Annotated in this window: 19 protein-coding genes and 1 pseudogene; 13 read left to right on the plus strand and 7 right to left on the minus strand. The window is 65.7% G+C overall.

Translation table 11 applies throughout. From position 1 onward, the window contains the following. Window positions 1-102 precede the first annotated feature (102 nt). Window positions 103-936: a DMT family transporter gene (locus B4I46_RS03560; protein ID WP_104573011.1), complete on the plus strand. Its 834-nt coding sequence runs from the start codon at window positions 103-105 to the stop codon at window positions 934-936. Between the two features lie 23 nt (window positions 937-959). After that, window positions 960-1,346, plus strand: a complete 387-nt coding sequence (locus tag B4I46_RS03565; protein ID WP_054915760.1) for an MAPEG family protein — start codon at window positions 960-962, stop codon at window positions 1,344-1,346. 1 nt (window position 1,347) lies between these two features. Here B4I46_RS03565 and B4I46_RS03570 read toward each other — a convergent pair whose 3' ends face one another. After that, window positions 1,348-2,505 carry a murein transglycosylase A gene (locus tag B4I46_RS03570; RefSeq protein WP_054915759.1) on the minus strand — a complete coding sequence of 386 codons (1,158 nt, stop codon included), beginning with the start codon at window positions 2,503-2,505 and terminating at the stop codon, window positions 1,348-1,350. 128 nt (window positions 2,506-2,633) lie between these two features. On the opposite strand from B4I46_RS03570, the gene B4I46_RS03575 reads away from it, so the two are divergent. Next, complete coding sequence (locus tag B4I46_RS03575) at window positions 2,634-3,080, plus strand: c-type cytochrome (protein WP_286898671.1); 447 nt, start codon at window positions 2,634-2,636, stop codon at window positions 3,078-3,080. A 98-nt stretch (window positions 3,081-3,178) separates the two neighbouring features. On the opposite strand, the gene B4I46_RS03580 is transcribed toward B4I46_RS03575, so the two are convergent. From B4I46_RS03580 to B4I46_RS03595, 4 genes are all read right to left on the minus strand, one after another. Next, entirely contained in the window at window positions 3,179-3,574 is a 396-nt protein-coding gene (locus B4I46_RS03580; protein ID WP_043863604.1) for a DUF1090 domain-containing protein, read from the minus strand. Window positions 3,575-3,633: 59 nt separating this feature from the next. Then, a complete protein-coding gene (gene ligB, locus B4I46_RS03585; protein WP_100632921.1) occupies window positions 3,634-5,286 on the minus strand; it encodes an NAD-dependent DNA ligase LigB in 1,653 nt (550 codons plus the stop codon). Window positions 5,287-5,398: 112 nt separating this feature from the next. After that, window positions 5,399-6,589, minus strand: a complete 1,191-nt coding sequence (metK, locus tag B4I46_RS03590; RefSeq protein WP_286898673.1) for a methionine adenosyltransferase — start codon at window positions 6,587-6,589, stop codon at window positions 5,399-5,401. A 19-nt stretch (window positions 6,590-6,608) separates the two neighbouring features. Beyond that, window positions 6,609-7,604, minus strand: coding sequence for an ArsR/SmtB family transcription factor (locus tag B4I46_RS03595; protein ID WP_043863601.1), 996 nt, complete (start codon window positions 7,602-7,604; stop codon window positions 6,609-6,611). 257 nt (window positions 7,605-7,861) lie between these two features. Between B4I46_RS03595 and tkt the strand changes: the two genes are divergently transcribed. The 9 genes and pseudogenes from tkt (at window position 7,862) to B4I46_RS03640 (ending at window position 17,296) form a co-directional block, all read left to right on the plus strand. Then, a complete protein-coding gene (gene tkt / locus B4I46_RS03600) occupies window positions 7,862-9,859 on the plus strand; it encodes a transketolase (RefSeq protein ID WP_043863600.1) in 1,998 nt (665 codons plus the stop codon). 150 nt (window positions 9,860-10,009) lie between these two features. Further along, window positions 10,010-11,077 (plus strand): erythrose-4-phosphate dehydrogenase, encoded by a 1,068-nt coding sequence (gene epd / locus B4I46_RS03605; RefSeq protein WP_043863599.1) that lies wholly within the window; start codon window positions 10,010-10,012, stop codon window positions 11,075-11,077. A gap of 12 nt (window positions 11,078-11,089) precedes the next feature. Further along, entirely contained in the window at window positions 11,090-12,253 is a 1,164-nt protein-coding gene (locus B4I46_RS03610; RefSeq protein ID WP_043863598.1) for a phosphoglycerate kinase, read from the plus strand. 32 nt (window positions 12,254-12,285) lie between these two features. Then, window positions 12,286-12,504: a hypothetical protein gene (locus B4I46_RS03615; RefSeq protein ID WP_286898677.1), complete on the plus strand. Its 219-nt coding sequence runs from the start codon at window positions 12,286-12,288 to the stop codon at window positions 12,502-12,504. Between the two features lie 51 nt (window positions 12,505-12,555). Then, on the plus strand, window positions 12,556-12,882 hold the full coding sequence (locus tag B4I46_RS03620) for an MliC family protein (RefSeq protein ID WP_043863596.1): 327 nt from the start codon (window positions 12,556-12,558) through the stop codon (window positions 12,880-12,882). Window positions 12,883-12,982: 100 nt separating this feature from the next. Then, on the plus strand, window positions 12,983-14,047 hold the full coding sequence (fba, locus tag B4I46_RS03625; RefSeq protein WP_043863595.1) for a class II fructose-bisphosphate aldolase: 1,065 nt from the start codon (window positions 12,983-12,985) through the stop codon (window positions 14,045-14,047). A gap of 264 nt (window positions 14,048-14,311) precedes the next feature. Next, window positions 14,312-16,420, plus strand: a pseudogene (locus B4I46_RS03630) (putative bifunctional diguanylate cyclase/phosphodiesterase); the annotation flags it as partial. A gap of 61 nt (window positions 16,421-16,481) precedes the next feature. Then, complete coding sequence (locus B4I46_RS03635) at window positions 16,482-16,982, plus strand: YgjP-like metallopeptidase domain-containing protein (RefSeq protein ID WP_286898680.1); 501 nt, start codon at window positions 16,482-16,484, stop codon at window positions 16,980-16,982. 17 nt (window positions 16,983-16,999) lie between these two features. Further along, window positions 17,000-17,296, plus strand: coding sequence for a winged helix-turn-helix domain-containing protein (locus B4I46_RS03640; RefSeq protein ID WP_043863593.1), 297 nt, complete (start codon window positions 17,000-17,002; stop codon window positions 17,294-17,296). 68 nt (window positions 17,297-17,364) lie between these two features. Here the strand turns inward: B4I46_RS03640 and B4I46_RS03645 are convergent, their stop codons facing one another. Beyond that, the gene (locus tag B4I46_RS03645) at window positions 17,365-17,817 is read right to left on the minus strand and encodes a GNAT family N-acetyltransferase (protein ID WP_054915757.1); all 453 of its coding nucleotides are present in this window, start codon (window positions 17,815-17,817) and stop codon (window positions 17,365-17,367) included. Between the two features lie 242 nt (window positions 17,818-18,059). Here B4I46_RS03645 and B4I46_RS03650 point away from each other — a divergent pair, with 242 nt between their 5' ends. Then, a complete protein-coding gene (locus B4I46_RS03650; RefSeq protein WP_213606800.1) occupies window positions 18,060-18,797 on the plus strand; it encodes a substrate-binding periplasmic protein in 738 nt (245 codons plus the stop codon). Here B4I46_RS03650 and yccS read toward each other — a convergent pair whose 3' ends face one another. Next, window positions 18,798-20,978, minus strand: coding sequence for a YccS family putative transporter (yccS, locus tag B4I46_RS03655; RefSeq protein ID WP_043863622.1), 2,181 nt, complete (start codon window positions 20,976-20,978; stop codon window positions 18,798-18,800). Window positions 20,979-21,022 lie beyond the last annotated feature (44 nt).

Below are 21,022 nucleotides of genomic sequence, written 5' to 3' on the forward strand. Positions count from 1 at the left end.
GAGGTTCAGGACACACTTTTTCGATCAACGTTGACCGCAGGCTGGCTGTTTTGTTGCGCCTGGTTGAAACTGCGCAGCCGTGCACTACCCAGGAACTCAACCGTGCTCGCCACTTCGCTGGTGCTGATCGCCGCCCTGCTGCATGCCACCTGGAACACCCTGATCAAGTTCAGCGGCGAGCGTCTGCTGGTGATTGCCAGCATGGACGTGGTGGCGCTGCTGTTCGCCCTGGCGATGGTGGCGTTCGTGCAGGTACCGCCGCCCGAGATCTGGCCGTGGATGCTGGCCTCGGCGGCGTTCGAGCTGTTGTACCGCTACCTGCTGATCAAGGCCTACCGGGTCGGCGACCTGGGCCTGGTCTACCCCCTGATGCGCGGGTTGTCGCCGCTGGTGGTGCTGGCGCTGACCCTGACCTTTGCCGGCGAGACGCTGAGCACCCAGCAGATCTTCGGCATTCTGCTGATCCCGTGCGGCATGGCCTGCCTGCTGTGGCAGGGCGGTGGCGGCGAACGTCTGCCCTGGTCGATGCTGCCGGTGGTGGCGCTGATCGGCCTGTGCATCGGCTGCTACACCTGGCTCGACGGCAGCGCGATCCGGCTGTGGTCGCAGCCGCTGGACTACCTGGTGTGGCTGACGCTGATCAGCGCCTGGCCGTTCCCGTTGCTGGCGACGGTGGCCCGGCGCGCGCCGTTTGTGCAGTTCTGGCGCAGCCAGTGGAAGCTGGGCCTGGCCGTGGGGTTGTGCGTGCTGTCCAGCTACGCGCTGGTACTGTGGGCCATGCAACTGGGCTCGGTGGCCGAGGCTGCGGCGCTGCGCGAGGTGAGCGTGATCCTGGTGGTGCTGATGGGCATGCGCTACCTCAAAGAACCTTTCGGCGGGCCGAGGCTCTTAGCTTGTGCACTGGTACTGATCGGCATGCTGATCATGAAACTCTGACCCCAACAACAAGGACCCCTGCCATGACCGTCGCTTTCTGGTGTGTATTGATCGCGTTGCTGCTGCCGTTCGTGTGCACCAGCATCGCCAAGTTCGGCAGTGGTCGCTTCAGCCTGCGACAGAACCATGACCCGCGCGGTTTTCTGGACAAGCTCGAAGGCCTGCCGCGCCGCGCCCATGCGGCGCAGCTCAACAGTTTCGAGTCGATTCCGGCGTTCGTCGCGGCGGTGGTGATCGCCGACATCGTCGGCAATGCCGAGCAGGTCACCCAGGACGTGCTGGCGGTGCTCTACATCACCAGCCGCCTGCTCTACATCATCTGCTACCTGGCCGACTGGGCCGCGCTGCGCTCGGTGGTGTGGTTCGCGGGCATCGGCCTGATCGTCAGCTTCTTCGTGGTCTCGGCCTGAGCTACTTGCCTTCCACCTGCGGCACCACCGGCAGTGCCGCGCCCTTGGGCCACAGCAGCCAGATCTGACCCTGCTGCTTCATGTCCCCGGCCAGAGCGCCGGCCTCGCTGCCGGTACCCCAGAACAGATCGGCGCGCACTTCGCCGGTGATGGCCCCGCCGGTGTCCTGCGCGGCCACCGGGCGTACCACCGGCGCGCCGTCCGGGCGGGTGGTCGACAGCCACAGCAGGCTGCCCAGCGGGATCACCTTGCGGTCGATAGCCACGCTGTAGCCGGCGGTCAGCGGCACGTTCAGCGAACCGCGCGGGCCTTCGTTGCTGTCCGGGCGAGTACTGAAGAACACGTAGCTGGGGTTGCTGGCCAGCAGCTCGGGCACGCGGCTCGGGTTGGCCTGGGCCCAGGCGTGGATGCTGCCCATGGTCACGTCTTCCTTCTTGAGCTGGCCCTGCTCGACCAGCCAGCGGCCCACCGGGCGATACGGGTGGCCGTTCTGGTCGGCATAGCCCACGCGCAGCTGCTGCCCACTTTCGAGCTGGATGCGCCCGGAGCCCTGGATCTGCAGAAACTGCAGGTCCATCGGGTCGGTCAGCCAGGCCAGCACCGGCGCCTTGACGCCTTGCTGCTGGATCACCCCGGCGGTGTCGTAGGGCTTGAGCACGCGCCCGTCCAGGCGACCGCGCAGGCGCTTGCCCTTGAGTTCGGGGTAGATGCTGTCGAGCGCCACCACCACCAGGTCATCGGGGATGCCATACACCGGCACGTTGGCCGTGGCGGTACGGGTCATGCTGCCGGGGTACACCGGTTCGTAGTAGCCGGTGATCAGGCCGTTGGCGTTGTTTTCGGCCGAGCGCAGGCCGTACACCTCGAGCTGCGTCTGCAAAAAGCCACGCACCTGGGTGGCGTCGTCGGGCACCTGCACCGCAGCAGCGCAGGGGGTGGCCCAGACCGGATCGTTCTTGAGGCGCTCGCACGCGCTGCGCCAGGCATTGAAGCCGGCCAGCAGGTCGCTGTCGGAGACCTTGGGCAGGTCTTTCCAGGTGGCTGGGCTGTAGGTGGCGAGCGGGTGCGGTGCGGATTTATCCGGGGCGCTGCCGTTGCAGCCGACCAGCAGGGCCAGCAACGCGGCGGTCAGGCCAAGGCGGCTCAGGGCGGTTTTCATGCGGGGTAGTCCTCTACGGTGTGCCTGGCGTTCAGGGCGGCCAGGCAACCCTTGTTTTTGGTAGGGGTATTGGTGTTTGCCGGCAAGGCGGGGATACTGGCCGCCTTTTTCCGTGTGCCGAGCCAAGCATGATGTTCAAGCGAATGACTGTGATCCTGGTGGCCTGCCTGGCCCTGAGCGCCTGTGGCGGTGTCGACCCCAACTCGCCGTTGGGCCAGCGCAAGGCGATTTTCAAGCAGATGCTCAAGACCAGCGAAGACCTCGGCGGCATGCTGCGTGGCCGGCTGGCGTTCGACGGGCAGAAATTTGCCGATGGTGCGGTGAAGCTCGACGCGTTGTCGCACCAGCCGTGGCAGCATTTCCCGCAGGTGCGCGAGGAGGACAGCAGCGCCACGCCCGATGTGTGGCAAAAGCAGGCGCGCTTCCAGGAGCTGGCGCGGCAGATGGAGCAGGTGACCGGCGAGCTGGTCGCCCAGACCCGTACTCAGCCATTGGAGCCTGCGGCGGTCGTGGCCCCGATGGGCAAGGTGGAAGCGGCGTGCAAGGCCTGTCATACCGAGTTTCGCAATCATTGATGGGGTGAGCTGGCCGGCCTTTTCGCCGCAGGGCCGGCTCCTACAGGTGGCGCGCTGTACGTAGGAGCCGGCCTTGCCGGCGAAGGGTTCAACGCGGACTACTTCTCCAGCTCATCCAGCGCCTGTTGCAGTTCCTTCTTCGACTCGGCCAGTTTGTCCTTGCGCTTGTTGATCTTGTCGGCGTCGCCTTTCTTCATGGCCTTGTCCAGGTCCTTGGTGCGCTGCGTCACTTCATGACGGGCATCCAGCACCTTCTGTTCACGCTGTTTCTTCAGGCCGGCATCGGTGCAGTGCTCGGTCACTTCGCTCAGGGCCTTCTCGAGGCCGGCCTGCTGGGCGCTGTTGCCGTGGGCGCGAGCCTGTTCGATCTGTTCGCTGATCGCCTGCTTCTTGGCAGCGCAGCCGGTCAGGCCGGGTTGTTCCTCGGCAGCCATCAGCGAAGTGGCGAGCAGCGAGCAGGCGGCGAACAGGGCAAGCGGGGAAAGCAGTTTCATAGTGGCTCCGTGGTCGCGGGCTTGGCAGAAACCCATGATGCTGCCCTGATCCGACAAATTTAGAAACCCTCGATTGTATGTTCACGTAACCGCGCCGCCAGGGCCTGCACCTGCGGGTGAGCGAAAAAGGCCAGCAACTGGCCGGCACGGTGGGCACCCACGCCGGGCTCGGCCTGCCATTGCGCCGCATCGCGGGCAGCCAGTGCGGCCCAGGTGTCCCCCGCTGCCAACGCACGCGGGGCCGGCATACCCAGGGCTCGCGCCCAGGTGGCAAAGGGTCGCTGACGGGCCTGTTCGAGGGCGGGGTACAACGGATGTTCGGCGGGCAGTTCCAGCACATCGGCCAGTGTGCGCAACTGGCCGGCGTCGACCAGGCGCTCCCAGCTGGCCGGCCCGGCACCTGGGAGTGCCAGGCCCTGCTTGCCGCCCAGCCACTGCAACCTGGCCAGGAACTGCTGACGACACCCGGCGCTCAGCTCCCAGCAGCTCAACGGATGAAACGCATCGGCTGCCGGTACCTCCATCTCGCGCCGTTCGAGGGCGCGGTGCACCACGCCGTCCAGACGGGGAATGGTCAGGCCTGCCAGGCTGATCGCCACCTGATCGCCCGGGCGAATGTCCAGTTGCTGCCAGCGTCTTAGCGAGCCCACGCTGACCTGGCGCACCGTGCGGTCATCCAACTGCACCGGTGCCAGTTGCAGCACCGGGGTGATGCGACCGGTGCGCCCCACGTTGAACTGCACGCGTCGCACCTCGGCCAGTACCTGGGCGAAGGGGTATTTCCATGCCGCTATCCAGTACGGCGCCCGGGCCTGCCAGCGCTCGCCGGGCGGACGCCGGCCCTGGCGCAGCACCACGCCGTCGCTGGCGAATGGCAGTGGCGTGCGGTACCAGTGCTGGCGCCAGTGGGCGGCCTGGTCGAAGGTCTGCACCGGCTGGCTGAACGCCTCGCTGTAGGCAAAGCCCAGGGCGCTCAGGCGTGCCAGGCGCTCGCGCTGGTCCAGGGGGCCCTGCGGCCAGGCCCAGGCGAACAGCTCGACCACCGCGCCCTGCGCGGGGGTGAGCTGCTTGCGCGCCAGCAACCCGGCGACGTTGCCGCGGGCATTCCGGCTGCCCGCTGCGGCCTGCACATGCCCGTCCAGGCGCCAGAACAGCTCGCCTTGCAGTATCAGGTCCAGAGGTTCGGGCAACGTGTGGGGGAGGGCGCCCAGTGCCGGCAGGTGGCGGCTCCAGTCATGCCCGTAGGCGCCGTCGCCGCGGCTGATCAGGCGCACCAGCCGGCCCTTTGCATAGACCAGCGTGGCGGCCACGCCATCCACCTTGGGTTGTACCCAGAGGTCCTGCTTGCCGTGCATCCAGGCGCGCACGGCGGCTTCGTCGGGCAACTTGTTCAGGCCGGTGTGGGGGATGGGGTGGCGCAACGGGCCGGTGGCGGTTCCGAGCGGGTCTGCCGGGGGTGCACCGGTGCCGGGGAAGCAGGCTTGCAAGTGTTGCAGGCGCGCCCGGCTCTGGTCGTAGAGCTCGTCGCTGATCAACGCCACGCCCAGGCGATGGTAATGATCGTCCCAGTCGGCCAGGCGCTCGCCCAGCTGCTTGAGTTCGCTTTGCGCCACTGCCGGTGGCCAGTCGGGGCAGGGCCGGGCGAGGGCGGTGGTTGGGGTACAGGCGAGCGTGCTGGCGAACAGCAGGCCGGACAACAGCTTGAAGGGCATGGCGAGCGTCCTTGCTCGGCGGGTGGAACTTCAAGCCTAGGCAAGAAAAAGCCCCTGCCAGTCGCCTGGCAGGGGCTCTTGTTTACCGGGTGTTGCTTGTACCGGGTGTTGCTTACAGCCCGGCGGCCGCGCGCAGCGCGTCGACACGGTCGGTGCGTTCCCAGGTGAACGTGGTGAAGGTGTCGTCGCCCACGGTCTTGACCTGCGGGGTGCGGCCGAAGTGACCGTAGGCCGCGGTTTCCTGGTACATCGGGTGCAGCAGGTCGAGCATGGTGGTGATCGCATACGGACGCAGGTCGAAACACTCGCGCACGATCTGGATGATCTTCTCGTCGGCAACCTTGCCGGTGCCGAAGGTGTTCAGCGAGATCGAGGTCGGCTGGGCCACGCCGATGGCGTACGACACCTGGATTTCGCAGCGCTCGGCCAGGCCAGCGGCAACGATGTTCTTGGCCACGTAGCGACCGGCGTAGGCGGCCGAACGGTCAACCTTGGACGGGTCCTTGCCGGAGAAAGCGCCCCCCCCGTGACGGGCCATGCCGCCGTAGGTGTCGACGATGATCTTGCGGCCGGTCAGGCCGCAGTCGCCCACCGGGCCACCGATGATGAAGTTGCCGGTGGGGTTGATGTGGAACTGGGTGTCCTTGTGCAGCAGCTCGGCCGGCAGCACGTGCTTGACGATCAGCTCCATCACGCCTTCGCGCAGGTCGGCGTAGGACACGTCCGGGTTGTGCTGGGTGGACAGCACGATGGCGTCGATGCCCACCACCTTGCCGCCTTCGTAGCGGCAGGTGACCTGGGACTTGGCGTCCGGGCGCAGCCACGGCAACAGGCCGGACTTGCGCGCTTCGGCCTGACGCTGCACCAGCTGGTGCGAGAAGCTGATCGGGGCTGGCATCAGCTCCGGGGTTTCGTTGCTGGCGTAGCCGAACATCAGGCCCTGGTCGCCCGCGCCCTGGTCTTCAGGCTTGCTGCGGTCAACGCCCTGGGCGATGTCTACCGACTGCTTGCCGATGATGTTCATCACCGCACAGGTGGCGCCGTCGAAACCGACGTCGGAGCTGTTGTAGCCGATGTCGACGATCACGTTGCGCACGATTTCTTCGAGGTCGACCCAGGCCGAAGTGGTCACTTCGCCGGCGATGATGGCCACACCGGTTTTCACCAGGGTCTCGCACGCCACGCGGGCGAACTTGTCTTCGGCGATGATGGCGTCGAGCACCGCATCCGAAATCTGGTCGGCGATTTTATCCGGATGCCCTTCAGACACGGACTCGGAGGTGAAAAGGGAGTATTCGCTCATCTCGACGGGTTCCTAAAATTTACCGATGGTGAGTGTCGCCAGGTGGTCGCTGAAAGTGGCGAACCTGAATCTGGAAACCATTACGTAAGCCCACATAGAGGCTGTCCTCGGGAACCAGCCCCGCGGCGCTGGCCCAACGGGCCAAATCATCCTGTTCAAAGCCCAGCCAGAGATCGCCGCACGCCTGGCGCGCCCAGCTCTGGTCGTGGCTGCACAGTTCTGTTACCAACAGGCTTCCGCCTGGTCTGACACGCTTGGCCAGGTGCCCGAGGGCCTGGGCAGGCTCGCTGAAATGGTGCAGCACCATGTTCAGCACCACGCAGTCGGCCTGTACATCCGTTGCATGCAGGGCATCGGCCAACAGCAGGGTTACGTTAGCCAGGCGCTCGCGCTGGCACACCTGGCGCGCCAGCTCGAGCATGGTCGGGCTGTTGTCCAGGGCGGTGACGTGGGTGAAGCGCCGCGCCAGTTCGGGCAGAAACTCGCCATCGCCGGGGCCGACCTCCAGGGCGCTGGCCAGCGGGTCGAAGCTGAGCTTGTCGAGCAGCGCCAGCAGGCTTTCGCGGTACTGCGCCAGGCCGGCGATCAGGTCCTGCTGGGCGCGGAACTTCTCTTCCACACGCAGGAAGAAATCCTGGCTGGTGGCGGCCCGGCGCACCTGCACCTGGCCGATGCGCGCCTGCACCTCGGCCGGCAGTTCCAGCGCGTCGACCTCCTCCAGCAGCGCCCCGTGCAGCTTGCCGCCCAGGCGCTGGCTGTCGGGCAGTGCGCGGCGATAGAAGATCGCGTTGCCTTCGCGCCGGGTGGCCACCAGGTCGGCCTGGGCCAGTACCTTGAGATGGTGGCTCATGCCCGACTGGCCGATGGCGAAGATCTGCGCCAGCTCCAGCACCCCGAACGAATCGCTGGCCAGCGCGCGCAGCACGTTCAGCCGCAGCGGGTCGCCGCCGGCCTTGCACAGGGCAGCCAGCGCGTCGCTTTGCTCGGGGTCGATGGAGGGGGCGTGAAGGTTCATGGGCGGCAGTCTAGTCAGCGTGCAGCGGCCTCGCAAGTTCTATATCAAAAAGTTTTGATATTGCTCGATGGGCGGGCCCGGCCCGGCATGGCGGGCGACAATTTCTGCCGTTTTGTCGGCGCAACACGGGATTAGTCGCTCAATCGCACTAAAAACGTCCCTCATCGACCATCCGTGATTGCCCCCGGGCACGTGCCTGGGCGAAAATGGCCGCCTTTTTCCGTTCGTTAATATTCAAGCCCCCCAGGAGACAAGCGATGCCCAGCCGTCGTGAGCGTGCCAACGCCATTCGTGCCCTCAGCATGGATGCCGTGCAAAAAGCCAACAGCGGCCATCCCGGTGCCCCGATGGGCATGGCGGATATCGCCGAGGTTCTTTGGCGTGACTTCTTGAAGCACAACCCGAGCAACCCGCACTTCGCCGACCGTGACCGCTTCGTGCTGTCCAACGGCCACGGCTCGATGCTGATCTACTCGCTGCTGCACCTGACCGGCTACGACCTGTCGATCGACGACCTCAAGGCGTTCCGTCAACTGCACAGCCGCACCCCGGGCCACCCGGAATTCGGCTACACCCCAGGCGTCGAGACCACCACCGGCCCGCTGGGCCAGGGTCTGGCCAACGCCGTGGGCTTTGCCCTGGCCGAAAAAGTGCTGGGCGCCCAGTTCAACCGTCCAGGCCACGACGTCGTCGACCACCACACCTATGTGTTCCTGGGTGATGGCTGCATGATGGAAGGCATTTCCCACGAAGTTGCTGCACTGGCCGGTACCCTGGGCCTGGGCAAGCTGATCGCCTTCTACGACGACAACGGCATCTCCATCGACGGCGAAGTCGAAGGCTGGTTCACCGACGACACGCCGAAGCGTTTCGAAGCCTACCACTGGCAGGTGATCCGCAATGTCGACGGTCACGACCCAGAAGAGATCAAGACCGCCATCGAGACCGCGCGCAAGAGCGCGCAGCCGACCCTGATCTGCTGCAAGACCACCATCGGCTTCGGTTCGCCGAACAAGGGCGGCAAGGAAGACTGCCACGGCGCGCCACTGGGCGATGCCGAAATCGCCCTGACCCGCCAGGCCCTGAACTGGAACCACGGCCCGTTCGAAATCCCGGCCGACATCTATGCCGAGTGGGATGCCAAGCAGGCCGGCGCCGCCGCCGAAGCCGCCTGGGACCAGCGCTTTGCTGCTTACGCCGCAGCCTTCCCTGAGCTGGCCAGCGAACTCAAGCGTCGCCTGAGCGGCGAACTGCCAGCCGACTTCGCCGAGAAGGCTGCCGCCTATATCGCCGAAGTGGACGCCAAGGGCGAAAGCATCGCCAGCCGCAAGGCCAGCCAGAACACCCTGAACGCCTTCGGCCCGCTGCTGCCGGAGTTCCTCGGTGGCTCGGCGGACCTCGCCGGCTCCAACCTGACCCTGTGGAAAGGTTGCAAGGGCGTCAGCGCCGAAGATGCCAGCGGCAACTACATGTACTACGGCGTGCGCGAGTTCGGCATGACCGCCATCATGAACGGCGTTGCCCTGCACGGCGGCCTGGTGCCTTACGGCGCGACCTTCCTGATGTTCATGGAATACGCCCGCAATGCCGTGCGCATGTCGGCCCTGATGAAACAGCGCGTGATCCACGTCTACACCCACGACTCCATCGGCCTGGGCGAAGACGGCCCGACTCACCAGCCGATCGAGCAGCTGACCAGCCTGCGTACCACGCCGAACCTGGACACCTGGCGTCCGGCCGACGCGGTCGAATCGGCCGTGAGCTGGAAGCACGCCCTGGAGCGCAAGGACGGCCCTTCGGCGCTGATCTTCTCGCGTCAGAACCTGCAGCACCAAACCCGCGACGCCGGCCAGATCGCCGACATCAGCCGTGGTGGCTACGTGCTCAAGGACTGCGCAGGCGAGCCTGAGCTGATCCTGATCGCCACCGGTTCCGAAGTGGGCCTGGCGGTGCAGGCGTTCGACAAGCTGACCGAGCAGGGCCGCAAGGTGCGCGTGGTATCGATGCCATGCACCAGCGTGTTCGATGCCCAGGACGCCAGCTACAAGCAGTCGGTTCTGCCACTGCAGGTGGGCGCGCGGATTGCCATCGAAGCTGCCCACGCCGACTTCTGGTACAAGTACGTGGGCCTGGAAGGCCGCGTCATCGGCATGACCACCTACGGTGAGTCGGCGCCGGCTTCGGCACTGTTCGAAGAGTTCGGCTTCACCCTGGAAAACATCCTGGGTACGGCTGAAGAGCTGCTGGAAGACTGATAAAACCAGTTGGAGCGGCGTTGAACCCATCGCGGGTCAAGCCCGCTCCCACAGGGATCACGAGTGTCCTTGTGGGAGCGGGCTTGACCCGCGATTGCCGCGACTCGGTTCCTGCAGGTTGCAGATAACATTCTGTTCCGTGAGCATCCCATGCCCCAACCGCGTCCCTACAAAGTTGCACTCAACGGCTACGGCCGCATCGGTCGTTGCGTCCTGCGCGCACTCTTTGAGCGGGGGGCCAGCGCGGGCTTCGAGATCGTTGCACTGAATGACCTGGCCGATCAGGCCAGCCTCGAATACCTGACACGCTTCGACTCCACCCACGGGCGCTTTCCCGGTGAGGTCAGGGTCGACGGCGATTGTCTGCATATCAATGGCGACTGCGTCAAAGTACTGCGCAGCGCCACCCCCGAAGGCATCGACTGGGCCGCGCTCGACGTCGACCTGGTGCTCGAATGCTCCGGGGCCTACAACACCCGCGCCGACGGCCAGCGTTTCCTCGACGCCGGCGCACCACGGGTGCTGTTTTCCCAGCCGATGGCCAGCGAGGCGGATGTCGACGCCACCGTTGTCTACGGCATCAACCAGGATTGCCTTGAAGGCGGCGAACGGCTGGTATCCAACGCCTCCTGCACCACCAACTGCGGCGTGCCGCTGCTGCGTGTGCTCGACCAGGCCTTCGGCATCGAGTACGTGCAGATCACCACCATCCACTCGGCAATGAACGACCAGCCGGTGATCGATGCCTACCACCATGAAGACCTGCGCCGCACCCGTTCGGCGTTCCAGTCGGTGATTCCGGTGTCTACCGGGCTCGCGCGGGGTATCGAACGCCTGCTGCCGGAACTTGCCGGGCGAATCCAGGCCAAAGCGGTACGCGTGCCGACGGTGAACGTGTCGTGCCTGGACATCACCCTGCAGACCGCCCGCGATACCACCGCGGCCGAAGTCAACCAGGTGCTGCGTGAAGCGGCCCTGAGTGGCCCGCTCAAGGGGTTGCTGGCCTACACCGAACTGCCCCACGCCAGCTGTGATTTCAACCATGACCCACATTCGGCCATCGTCGATGCCAGCCAGACCCGCGTTTGCGGCCCCCGCCTGGTGAACCTGCTGGCCTGGTTCGACAACGAATGGGGGTTCGCCAACCGCATGCTCGACGTCGCCGAACATTTTCTGCGCGTCGTGGACTCAACCAGCACCACTCGCAAACAGCCCTGAAGGACTGCATTCATGACCGTTTTGAAGATGACCGACCTCGATCTGCAAGGTAAGCGCGTACTGATCCGCGAAGACCTCAACGTGCCTGTGAAGGACGGTGTGGTCAGCAGCGACGCGCGCATCCTGGCCTCGCTGCCGACCATCAAGCTGGCCCTGGAGAAGGGCGCGGCCGTGATGGTCTGCTCGCACCTGGGGCGCCCGACCGAAGGCGAGTTCTCGGCCGAGAACAGCCTCAAGCCGGTGGCCGACTACCTGAGCAAGGCGCTGGGCCGTGAGGTGCCGCTGGTGGCCGACTACCTGGGCGGCGTGGACGTGAAGGCCGGCGACATCGTGCTGTTCGAGAACGTGCGCTTCAACAAGGGCGAGAAAAAGAACGCCGACGAACTGGCCCAGCAATACGCCGCCCTGTGCGACGTGTTCGTGATGGACGCCTTCGGTACCGCCCACCGTGCCGAGGGCTCGACCCACGGCGTGGCCAAGTTCGCCAAGGTCGCCGCTGCCGGTCCGCTGCTGGCCGCCGAGCTGGATGCACTGGGCAAGGCCCTGAAGGCCCCGGCCAAGCCGATGGCCGCCATCGTCGCCGGTTCCAAGGTATCGACCAAGCTGGACGTGCTCAACAGCCTGAGCCAGGTGTGCGACCTGCTGATCGTCGGTGGCGGCATCGCCAACACCTTCCTGGCCGCTGCCGGCCACCCGGTTGGCAAGTCGCTGTACGAAGCCGACCTGATCGACACCGCCAAGGCCATCGCGGCCAAGGTCAACGTGCCGCTGCCGGTGGACGTGGTGGTGGCCAAGGAATTTGCCGAAAGCGCCACGGCTACCGTCAAGCTGGTGGGCGAGGTGGCCGAGGACGACATGATCCTGGACATCGGCCCGCAGACCGCCGAACAGTTCGCCGAGCTGCTGAAGTCGTCCAAGACCATCCTGTGGAACGGCCCGGTGGGCGTGTTCGAGTTCGACCAGTTCGGCAACGGCACCAGGACCCTGGCCAAGGCCATCGCCGACAGCGCCGCGTTCTCGATTGCCGGCGGTGGCGACACCCTGGCGGCCATCGACAAATATGGCGTGGCCAGCCAGATCTCCTACATTTCTACCGGTGGCGGTGCATTCCTCGAGTTCGTCGAGGGCAAGGTGCTGCCGGCGGTGGACGTGCTGGAACAACGGGCCAAGGCCTGACTCGCTCAGCCTGGCAAAGGGAGTGTGGCCTGATGGTCAAGCGGTTGCCTGTGTTTATCCTGGCCGGTCTGCTCAGCGCCTGCGCTGGCAGCCCGGAGCCTGCGGCGGATGCCCCCGGCAAGCCGAAGGGCGGTTGCTACCAGTCGCAGTGGCAGGCAGAGACCGTGCCGGTGATCAGCAAGAGGCTCGGCCCGGACGGGCTGGAGAAGTATGACGAGGAACACCAGCGCCAGGCCCCGGGTTGCCCTTGATCGGTTCGAGGCAACCTGTTGGCCGGTTCGTGGTCTTCTAGAGGATATTCGATGAAAAGCGTTGTAGCCCTGATGGCCCTGGTTCTGATGGCAGGTTGCGCAAGCCTCAAGCCAACCCCGGCCCCGACCGACAACTGGACCCGCTGGGTCTGTGACAGTCAGGCCGAGGTGCTGTGGCGGTTTGCCGATGCCAGCCAGGAAGAGGTGGATGTACGCCTTGGTGGCGGCGATCAGGTCTACCGGCTCAAGCCGGAGCCCGGTGCGTCGGGTGCGCTGTACAGTGATGGCGTGCTGGCCCTGCACACCAAGGGCGATGAAGGCCTGGTGTACTGGGTAGCGACCAACGATTTGATAGGGCGGGGCTGCAAGGCACCGTGACTGGCCGGGCCGACCGCTGTCGGCCCACACTACTTGAATAGCAACCGCCGCTGCGGCAGGCTTGCACGAAAAACGACGCTTGTCGGGAGAGAGATACACAATGGCACTCATTAGCATGCGCCAGATGCTGGACCACGCCGCCGAGTTCGGCTACGGCGTTCCGGCTTTCAACGTCAACAACCTCGAGCAAATGCGCGCCATCATGGAAGCCGCCGACAAGACCGACTCCCCGGTGATTGTCCAGGCCTCGGCCGGTGCCCGCAAATACGCCGGTGCGCCGTTCCTGCGCCACCTGATCCTGGCGGCGATCGAAGAATTCCCGCACATCCCGGTGTGCATGCACCAGGACCACGGCACCAGCCCTGACGTGTGCCAGCGTTCGATCCAGCTGGGCTTCAGCTCGGTGATGATGGACGGCTCGCTGGGCGAAGACGGCAAGACCCCGACCGACTACGACTACAACGTGCGTGTCACCCAGCAGACCGTGGCCATGGCCCACGCCTGCGGCGTTTCGGTAGAGGGCGAGCTGGGCTGCCTGGGTTCGCTGGAAACCGGCATGGCCGGTGAAGAAGACGGCATCGGCGCCGAAGGCGTGCTGGATCACAGCCAGATGCTGACCGACCCTGAAGAAGCTGCCGATTTCGTCAAGCGTACCCAGGTCGATGCCCTGGCCATCGCCATCGGCACCAGCCACGGCGCCTACAAGTTCACCAAGCCGCCTACCGGCGACGTGCTGGCGATCGACCGCATCAAGGAGATCCACAAGCGCATCCCCAACACTCACCTGGTGATGCACGGTTCGTCTTCGGTGCCGCAGGAGTGGCTGGCGATCATCAACCAGTACGGTGGCGACATCAAGGAAACCTACGGCGTACCGGTTGAAGAAATCGTCGAAGGCATCAAGTACGGCGTGCGCAAGGTCAACATCGACACCGACCTGCGTCTGGCGTCCACCGGTGCCATGCGCCGCCTGATGGCCACCAACCCGAGCGAGTTCGACCCGCGCAAGTTCTTCGGTGAAACCGTCAAGGCCATGCGCGACGTGTGCATCGCTCGCTACGAAGCCTTCGGCACCGCCGGCAACGCCTCGAAGATCAAGCCGATCTCCCTCGAAGCGATGTTCCAGCGCTATGCCAAGGGCGAGCTGGCCGCCAAGGTCAACTAAGCCTGGTTGGTTGTACGAAAAACCCGCAGCGATGCGGGTTTTTTTATGCCCGTGCTGCCTGCTTCACCGGCCGGAACCGGGGGTTTTTGGCTGCGGGGCCGCCACGGACACCGGATCTGGCCCAACGCGACAGACCGTTAGTCGGGCAACACTTTGTTTATACCGATGATGCCAATGTGCTGACTTCAGATTTGTTTCAGCCAGGTCTAGAGTAAAGCCTCAAGTTCCATCCGGAATCTGGCGTCGTTACACAAGAGAAGCAGCATGGATTGCGCGCACCCTCACACTCACGACAGCGGTTCGGTTTTACTGATCGTCGATGACTACCCGGAAAACCTGATCAGCCTGCAAGCCTTGCTTGCACGTGAGGACTGGCGTGTGCTGACCGCAAGCTCCGGTACCGAAGCCCTGAGCACGCTGCTCGAGCATGAGGTGGACCTGGTGCTGCTGGATGTGCAGATGCCCGGTATGGACGGCTTCGAAGTCGCGCGCCTGATGCGCGGCAGCCAGCGCACCTGCCTGACCCCGATCATCTTCCTGACCGCCAACGAACAGTCCCAGGCGGCCGTGCTCAAGGGCTATGCCAGTGGCGCGGTGGACTACCTGTTCAAGCCATTCGACCCGCACATTCTCAAGCCCAAGGTCCAGGCCCTGCTCGACCAGCAGCGCAACCGGCGTGCCTTGCAGCGCCTGAGCCGCGACCTGGAGGCCGAGCGCGCATTCAACGCCTCGGTGCTGGACAACGCCGCCGAAGGCATCCTGGTGGTGGCCGAGGACGGTCGCATCCGCTTTGCCAACCCGGCCATCTCGCGCCTGCTCCAGGCCCCGGTGGAGCAATTGCAGGGCGCAGACCTGCTGGGCTTCGTGCAGTCGCCCGTGCCAACCCGGTGGCGCGACTCGGCGTTCTACCAGGCCTACCAGGAGCGCGATATCTACCGCCTGCACGACGCCGTGCTGCTCACCGCCTCCGGGTTGCCGCTGCCGGTGGCGCTGTCGTGCGCGGCGCTGCCCGGCGAGCAGCGGGCGATGGTGGTGACGGTGCTGGACATGTCGGTGGTGCGCAACCTGCACCAGCAGCTGGAGTTCCAGGCTGTTACCGACCCGCTGACCGGGCTGCTCAACCGTCGCGGGTTCTGCCAGGCCGCCGAAGCTGCGCTGCTGCGCAGCGAGCATTCCGACAAGGCCCAGGCCCTGATGTACATGGACCTTGACGGTTTCAAACGGATCAACGACTCGCTCGGCCATGCGGCCGGCGACCGCGTGCTGCACTGGGTGGGCGAACAGCTCAAGGAATGCCTGGGTGCCTACGCGATCCTCGGGCGTATGGGCGGCGACGAGTTCACGGCCTTGCTCGATACCCTGGAATACCCGGAGCAGGCGGCGCGCTTTGCCGAAAAGCTGATCGAGCGCATGTCCATCTGCCAGCAGATCGACGGCCTGGAGGTGACGCTTGGCGTGAGCATCGGCATCGCCACCTACTCCGATTGCGGGCCGCACCTGGACGGCCTGCTGCGTGCGGCGGACGCGGCCATGTATGCCGCCAAGCAGGCCGGCCGCCAGCAGTACCGCTACTACGACCAGGAGCTCAACGGTCGTGCTCGCTCGCGCCTGATGCTCGAAGACAGTGTGCGCGATGCGATCGAGCGGCACGACTTCAGCCTGGTGTATCAGCCGCAGGTGGCGTTTGCCGATGGTCGCCTGCGCGGGTTCGAGGCGTTGTTGCGCTGGCAGCACCCCAGTGTCGGCGATGTGCCGCCGGGGTTGTTCCTGCCGTTGCTTGAGGAGGCCAGGCTGGTCTCGCGGCTGGCCAGCTGGATCTACACCCAGGGTGCGGCGCAGCGGCGCGCCTGGGCGGCGCGGTTCGAGCCGGACCTGGTGCTGAGCATCAGCCTCAGCCGCGTGCAGTTCGCCATGCCCAACCTGGTCGAGGAACTGGGGCGGGTGATCGCCAGCCATGGCCTGCGCCCGGCCCAGCTTGAGGTGGAGGTGGCGGAAACCTCGCTGGCCGCCAACCTCGACATCGCGCTGCGTCAGTTGCGCAGGTTGCGCGAGCTGGGCGTGCGAGTGGCGCTGGACGATTTCGGCGCCGGAGAGTGCTCGCTGCGCCTGCTGCGCGACCTGCCCATCGACACGCTCAAGCTCGACCGGCACCTGGTGGCGCGCCTGCCCGGTTCGGCGGCGGACGCGGCGCTGGTCCGCAGTGTCATCGGCCTGTGCCGCGACTATGGCGTGTGTGTGGTGGCCGAGGGCGTCGAGACGCGGGAGCAGGCGCAGTGGCTGCAGGCAAACGGTTGCGCCTATGCCCAGGGCTTCCTGGTGGCACGGCCCCTGACGGCGCAGCGCGCCGGTGATTTCCCGGCTTTTTTCGACTGGCGCAACGAGGCGGCCGGGGAATTGAGTACACTGACGCCTTTGCCTGCAATGCCCCGTGCCCATGACCGTACTCAAGTACCTGCAAGCCTATCCGCCTGCCCTGCAAGACCAGGTGCGCCAGATGATTGCCCAGAACCGTCTGGGTGACTACCTGCGCCAACGCTACCCCGAGCGCCATGCGGTACAGAACGACAAGGCGCTGTATGCCTATGCCCAGGCCCTGAAGCAGGAGCACCTGCGCAATGCGCCGAACCTGGACAAGGTGTTGTTCGACAATCGCCTCGATCTCACCCACCGTGCGCTGGGCCTGCACACTGCGGTATCGCGCGTGCAGGGCGGCAAGCTCAAGGCCAAGAAGGAAATCCGCATCGCCTCGCTGTTCAAGGACGCGGCGCCGCAGTTTCTGAAGATGATCGTGGTGCACGAACTGGCGCACCTCAAGGAGAGCGACCACAACAAGGCGTTCTACCAACTCTGCGAATACATGCAGCCGGGCTACCATCAACTGGAGTTCGACCTGCGCATCTACCTGACCTGGCGCGACCTGTCCGGTGCCCAGTGAGCGAAAGGGAATTGCCAATGGAAGTGAGCAAGACCAAGACCAGTTTCTATCGTCGCCTGTACGTGGCGTGGCTGATCGACAGCCGTACCGCCAGCAGCGTGCCGGCGCTGATGGAGGCCACCGGCATGCCGCGGCGCACGGCGCAGGACACCATCGCGGCGCTGGCCGACCTGGACATCGTGTGCGAGTTCGAGCAGCAGGAAGGTGCGCGCAACCATGCCGGGCATTACCGGATACGTGACTGGGGCGCGATCGACAAGCAGTGGATCACCCAGCATCTGCGCAGTATCCGCCAGGTGCTGGGCTACCCCTGAAGCCCCTCCGCCGGCTAGCCCGGCCCCTGCACCAACCCCTGTAGGAGCCGGCCTTGCCGGCGAAGCGTCTAGCCCCGGCGCATACCGATGTGCGGGATGCCATCCTCCAGATACGCCTCCCCGGCCACCTCGAACCCGTGCCGCGCATAGTAGGCCTGCAGGTGCGCCTGTGCGGACAGGTACACCGGCACCCCTGGCCAGTGCTTCTCGGCCTGTGCCAGCCCCTGCACCATCAGTGCATGCCCCAGCCCCTCGCCCCGCGCCGACGGCGCAATCACCACCCGCCCGATCACCACGTCGCCGCCCTGTGACTCGGGGTCCAGCAGGCGCAGGTACGCCACCAGCTCGCCATCGCGCCAGGCCATCAGGTGGCAGGTGTCGCCCTCCAGGTCCTGGCCATCGGTTTCCAGGTACGGGCATTTCTGCTCCACCACGAACACCTCGATGCGCAGCGTCAGCAGCGCGTACAGCTGTTGCTTGCCAAGGTCGGTGTGATGCTTGCAGATCCAGTCGATGCTCATCGCGTTTCTCTCCTGTGTAATGCCCCGATCATAACCACGCCGAGCACCTCAGGGCGAAGGTCGCGAATTGCCATGGATCAAGTCGGCGCGGAATCGGCAAAAATAGAGGCAATTAGCTATCACCCGGCACTGCCCGATACCGGAATCTTTGTGTAATCTGGCCGTGCAGCCTAGCTTTGCGCCAACAGAAATCTCATGCCATTCAACAAGAACGCGGACCTGATCCGCTAAGGGATTTGAGCATGCGGCCACTGCTTCGAGCCTTGGGTTTGCTTGGATTGCTGCTCTGTGCCCAGTCGGCCCAGGCCGAAAAACTGCGGCTGGTGGCCGATGCCTGGCCCCCCTTCACCGACGCCCGCCTACCCAGGGGCGGGCTGGCCACCGCCCTTGTCACCACCGCCCTGGAGCGTGCCGGGTTTGCCAGCGAGTTCGAGCAGGCGCCGTGGGCGCGCGCGCTGCGGGGCATCGGCGAGGGCCGCTACGATGTGCTGATCAACGCCTGGCAGAGCGATGCGCGTACCCGCATCGGGGCCTTCTCCCAGGGCTACCTGAGCAACCGCGTGCGGCTGCTCAAGCGCAAGGGCGACGTGCTGCGTTTCGATACCCTGAGCGATCTCTACCCGCACGCCATCGCGGTGGTGCGCGACTATGCCTATGCGGCCGAATTCGACAATGACGGGCGTCTGCAGAAGGTGCCGGTGCGCGACTTTTCGGTGGCGGTGGGCATGCTGGCTGCCGGGCGGGTGCGCCTGACCCTGGAGGACGAATACGTGGCGCGCTACTACCTGCAGCGTGAAAGCGCGGACGTGCGCAACCGCGTGCAGTTCTTCGGCAAGCCGGTGAGCGAGAACAGCCTGCACATCCTGGTCAGCCTCAGGCATCCGCAGCATGCCCAGATCGTGGCCGGCTTCGACAAGGCCATCGCCGCCATGAAGGCCGATGGCAGCTATGCCCGGTTGCTCAAGGACTACGGCCTGTAGTCAGGCCGGGGTGTCCTTGATCAGGTGCGCGGCCAGGGTGCGCAGCGGGCCCAGTTGGCGGCAGATCAGTGCCAGCTGGGTCTGCACCAGGCGCTGGTTCTCGTCCATTTCCTCGGGCATCTGCTCAAGGCTCGCCGCCAGGGCTTCCTCGGCGTCGCTGTGGATCGCCACCGGGGTCTTGCTGGCAAGGCCAGTGGCGATTTCGTCGAGGCTGGCGGCCAGGCTGGCACCCGCGCCGTCGATCAACTGCTCGTGGGCCTCGGGTGCCAGTGCGCTGTCACGGTGTGCACCCAGCCCGGAGAGGTAGCTGAGCAGGGTGTGCGAGAGCACCAGGAAGCGAAAGCCCACGTCGGCCTCTTTGCGAAAATGCCCCGGCTCCATGAGCATGTTGGCCAGCGTGGTCGACAGCGCCGCGTCGGCGTTGTGCGCGTTGCGCCGGGCCAGGCGGTAGGCCAGGTCGTCGCTCTTGCCCTGGGCGTACTGCTGCATGATCTGGCGCAGGTAGGTGCTGTTGCAGCTCAGGGTGTTGGCCAGCACCTTGTTCAACCGACGGCCCTGCCAGTCGGGCAGGAACAGGAACACCGCCAGGATCGCGATCAGGCTGCCCACCAGGGTGTCGAACAGGCGCGGCAGGAACAGGCCGTAGCCGTCGCCGATCTGGTTGAAGCAGAACAGCACCATCAGCGTGATCGCCGCCGTGGCCAGGGTGTAGCGGGTGGTGCGGTTGACGAAGAACACCACCCCGGCGGCCACCGCGAACAGCGACTGGATGATCGCGCTGGGGAACAGGTCGAACAGCGCCCAGCCCACGGTCAGGCCGATGGCGGTGCCGATGATCCGCTGCACCAGCTTGCGCCGGGTGGCGCCATAGCTGGGCTGGCACACGAACAACGTGGTGAGGATGATCCAGTAGCCCTGGGTGGGGTGGATCAGGTGCACCATGCCGTAGCCGATCGACAGCGCCAGTGGCAGGCGCAGGGCGTGGCGAAAGATCAGCGAGGTCGGCGTGAGGTGCTGGCGCAGGCGGCTCCACACATCCTTGAGGCTGCGCGGCGAGCGGTCGAGCAGGCTCGAGTCGCTGTTGTCGGCCAGGTTGTCGGGGTTGCTGGCATCGCCGAGCAGGCGGTCGAGGGTTGCCAGGTTCGCCGCCAGCGCCCGCAGCGAGCGCAGCAGGCCACGCCAGGCCGGGTTGCTCTGGATGCGCAGGTGCTCGAGCGAGGCGTGCAGGTCTTCCAGTGCGGCGGCGAAGCTGGTGTCGTAGACGAACGGCTGGCGCAGCTGGATCGACTCGGACAACTGCACGCACGCCTTGCCCTGCTGGCGCAGCAGGCGTTGGCAGCGAAACAGCACGTCGCTGTGGAAGAACGCCTCGGTGAGAGCGTTGTAGGGGTAGTGCGAGGAACTGGCGCGCTCGTGGATGTCCTGGGCCAGAAAGTACAGCTTCAGGTAGCGGCTCACCTTGGAGCCGGGGCGGCCATTGCCCACGCGGTGCAGGATGATTTCCTTGGCGGCGTTGAGGGCGGCCACCACCTTGCCGTTCTGCTGGGCCAGTTCCAGGCGGCGGGCCTCCACGTCCAGCTGGCGGATGGGCTCGAACAGGGTGGCCTTGAGCTTGAGGTAGCGGCCCAGTTCGCGAAACAGCCGCGCCAGGCTCTGCTGCACCGGCTGGTTGGAGAACAGCGCCTGCCACAGCACCGACAGCAATCCGTACCAGGCGGCGCCTGCCACCAGCAGCAAGGGCTCGTGCCAGAAGTCGGTGACCTGGCCGCCGCGCTGGTCCACGCCGATCATGGTGTACACCGACAGGATCAGTGTGGCCGAGGCGATGGCGCCGTAGCGCTCGCCCAGCGCGCCGAGCATGGTCAGCGCGAACGCCGCCAGCGCCAGGGCGCAGCCGAAGAGGATCGGGTAGGGGAACAGCAGCTCCACCGACAGCGCAGCGACGGTGAAGCACACCAGGGTCACGGCCAGGGCGTTGAGCCGGCCCTGCCAGCTGTCGTCGGTCTCGGCCAGGGCGCTGGCGATGATGCCCAGGAACAGCGGGATCAGCAGCCCCATCTCGTCCTGGTACCAGCACAGCGCCATGCTGCCGGTCAGCGCGATCAATACCCGGATGCTGTAGCTGAACTTGTCCAGGGCCCACAAACGACGCAGCGAGTGACGCAAGGAAGACGATGACATGATAGGGCGGCAGGCCTGCTTGGCGATGATCGAAATTGAGCCGG

Origin of the sequence: Pseudomonas sp. UBA7500, assembly GCF_002478435.1 — a bacterium.
Lineage (GTDB): Bacteria > Pseudomonadota > Gammaproteobacteria > Pseudomonadales > Pseudomonadaceae > Aquipseudomonas > Aquipseudomonas palmensis.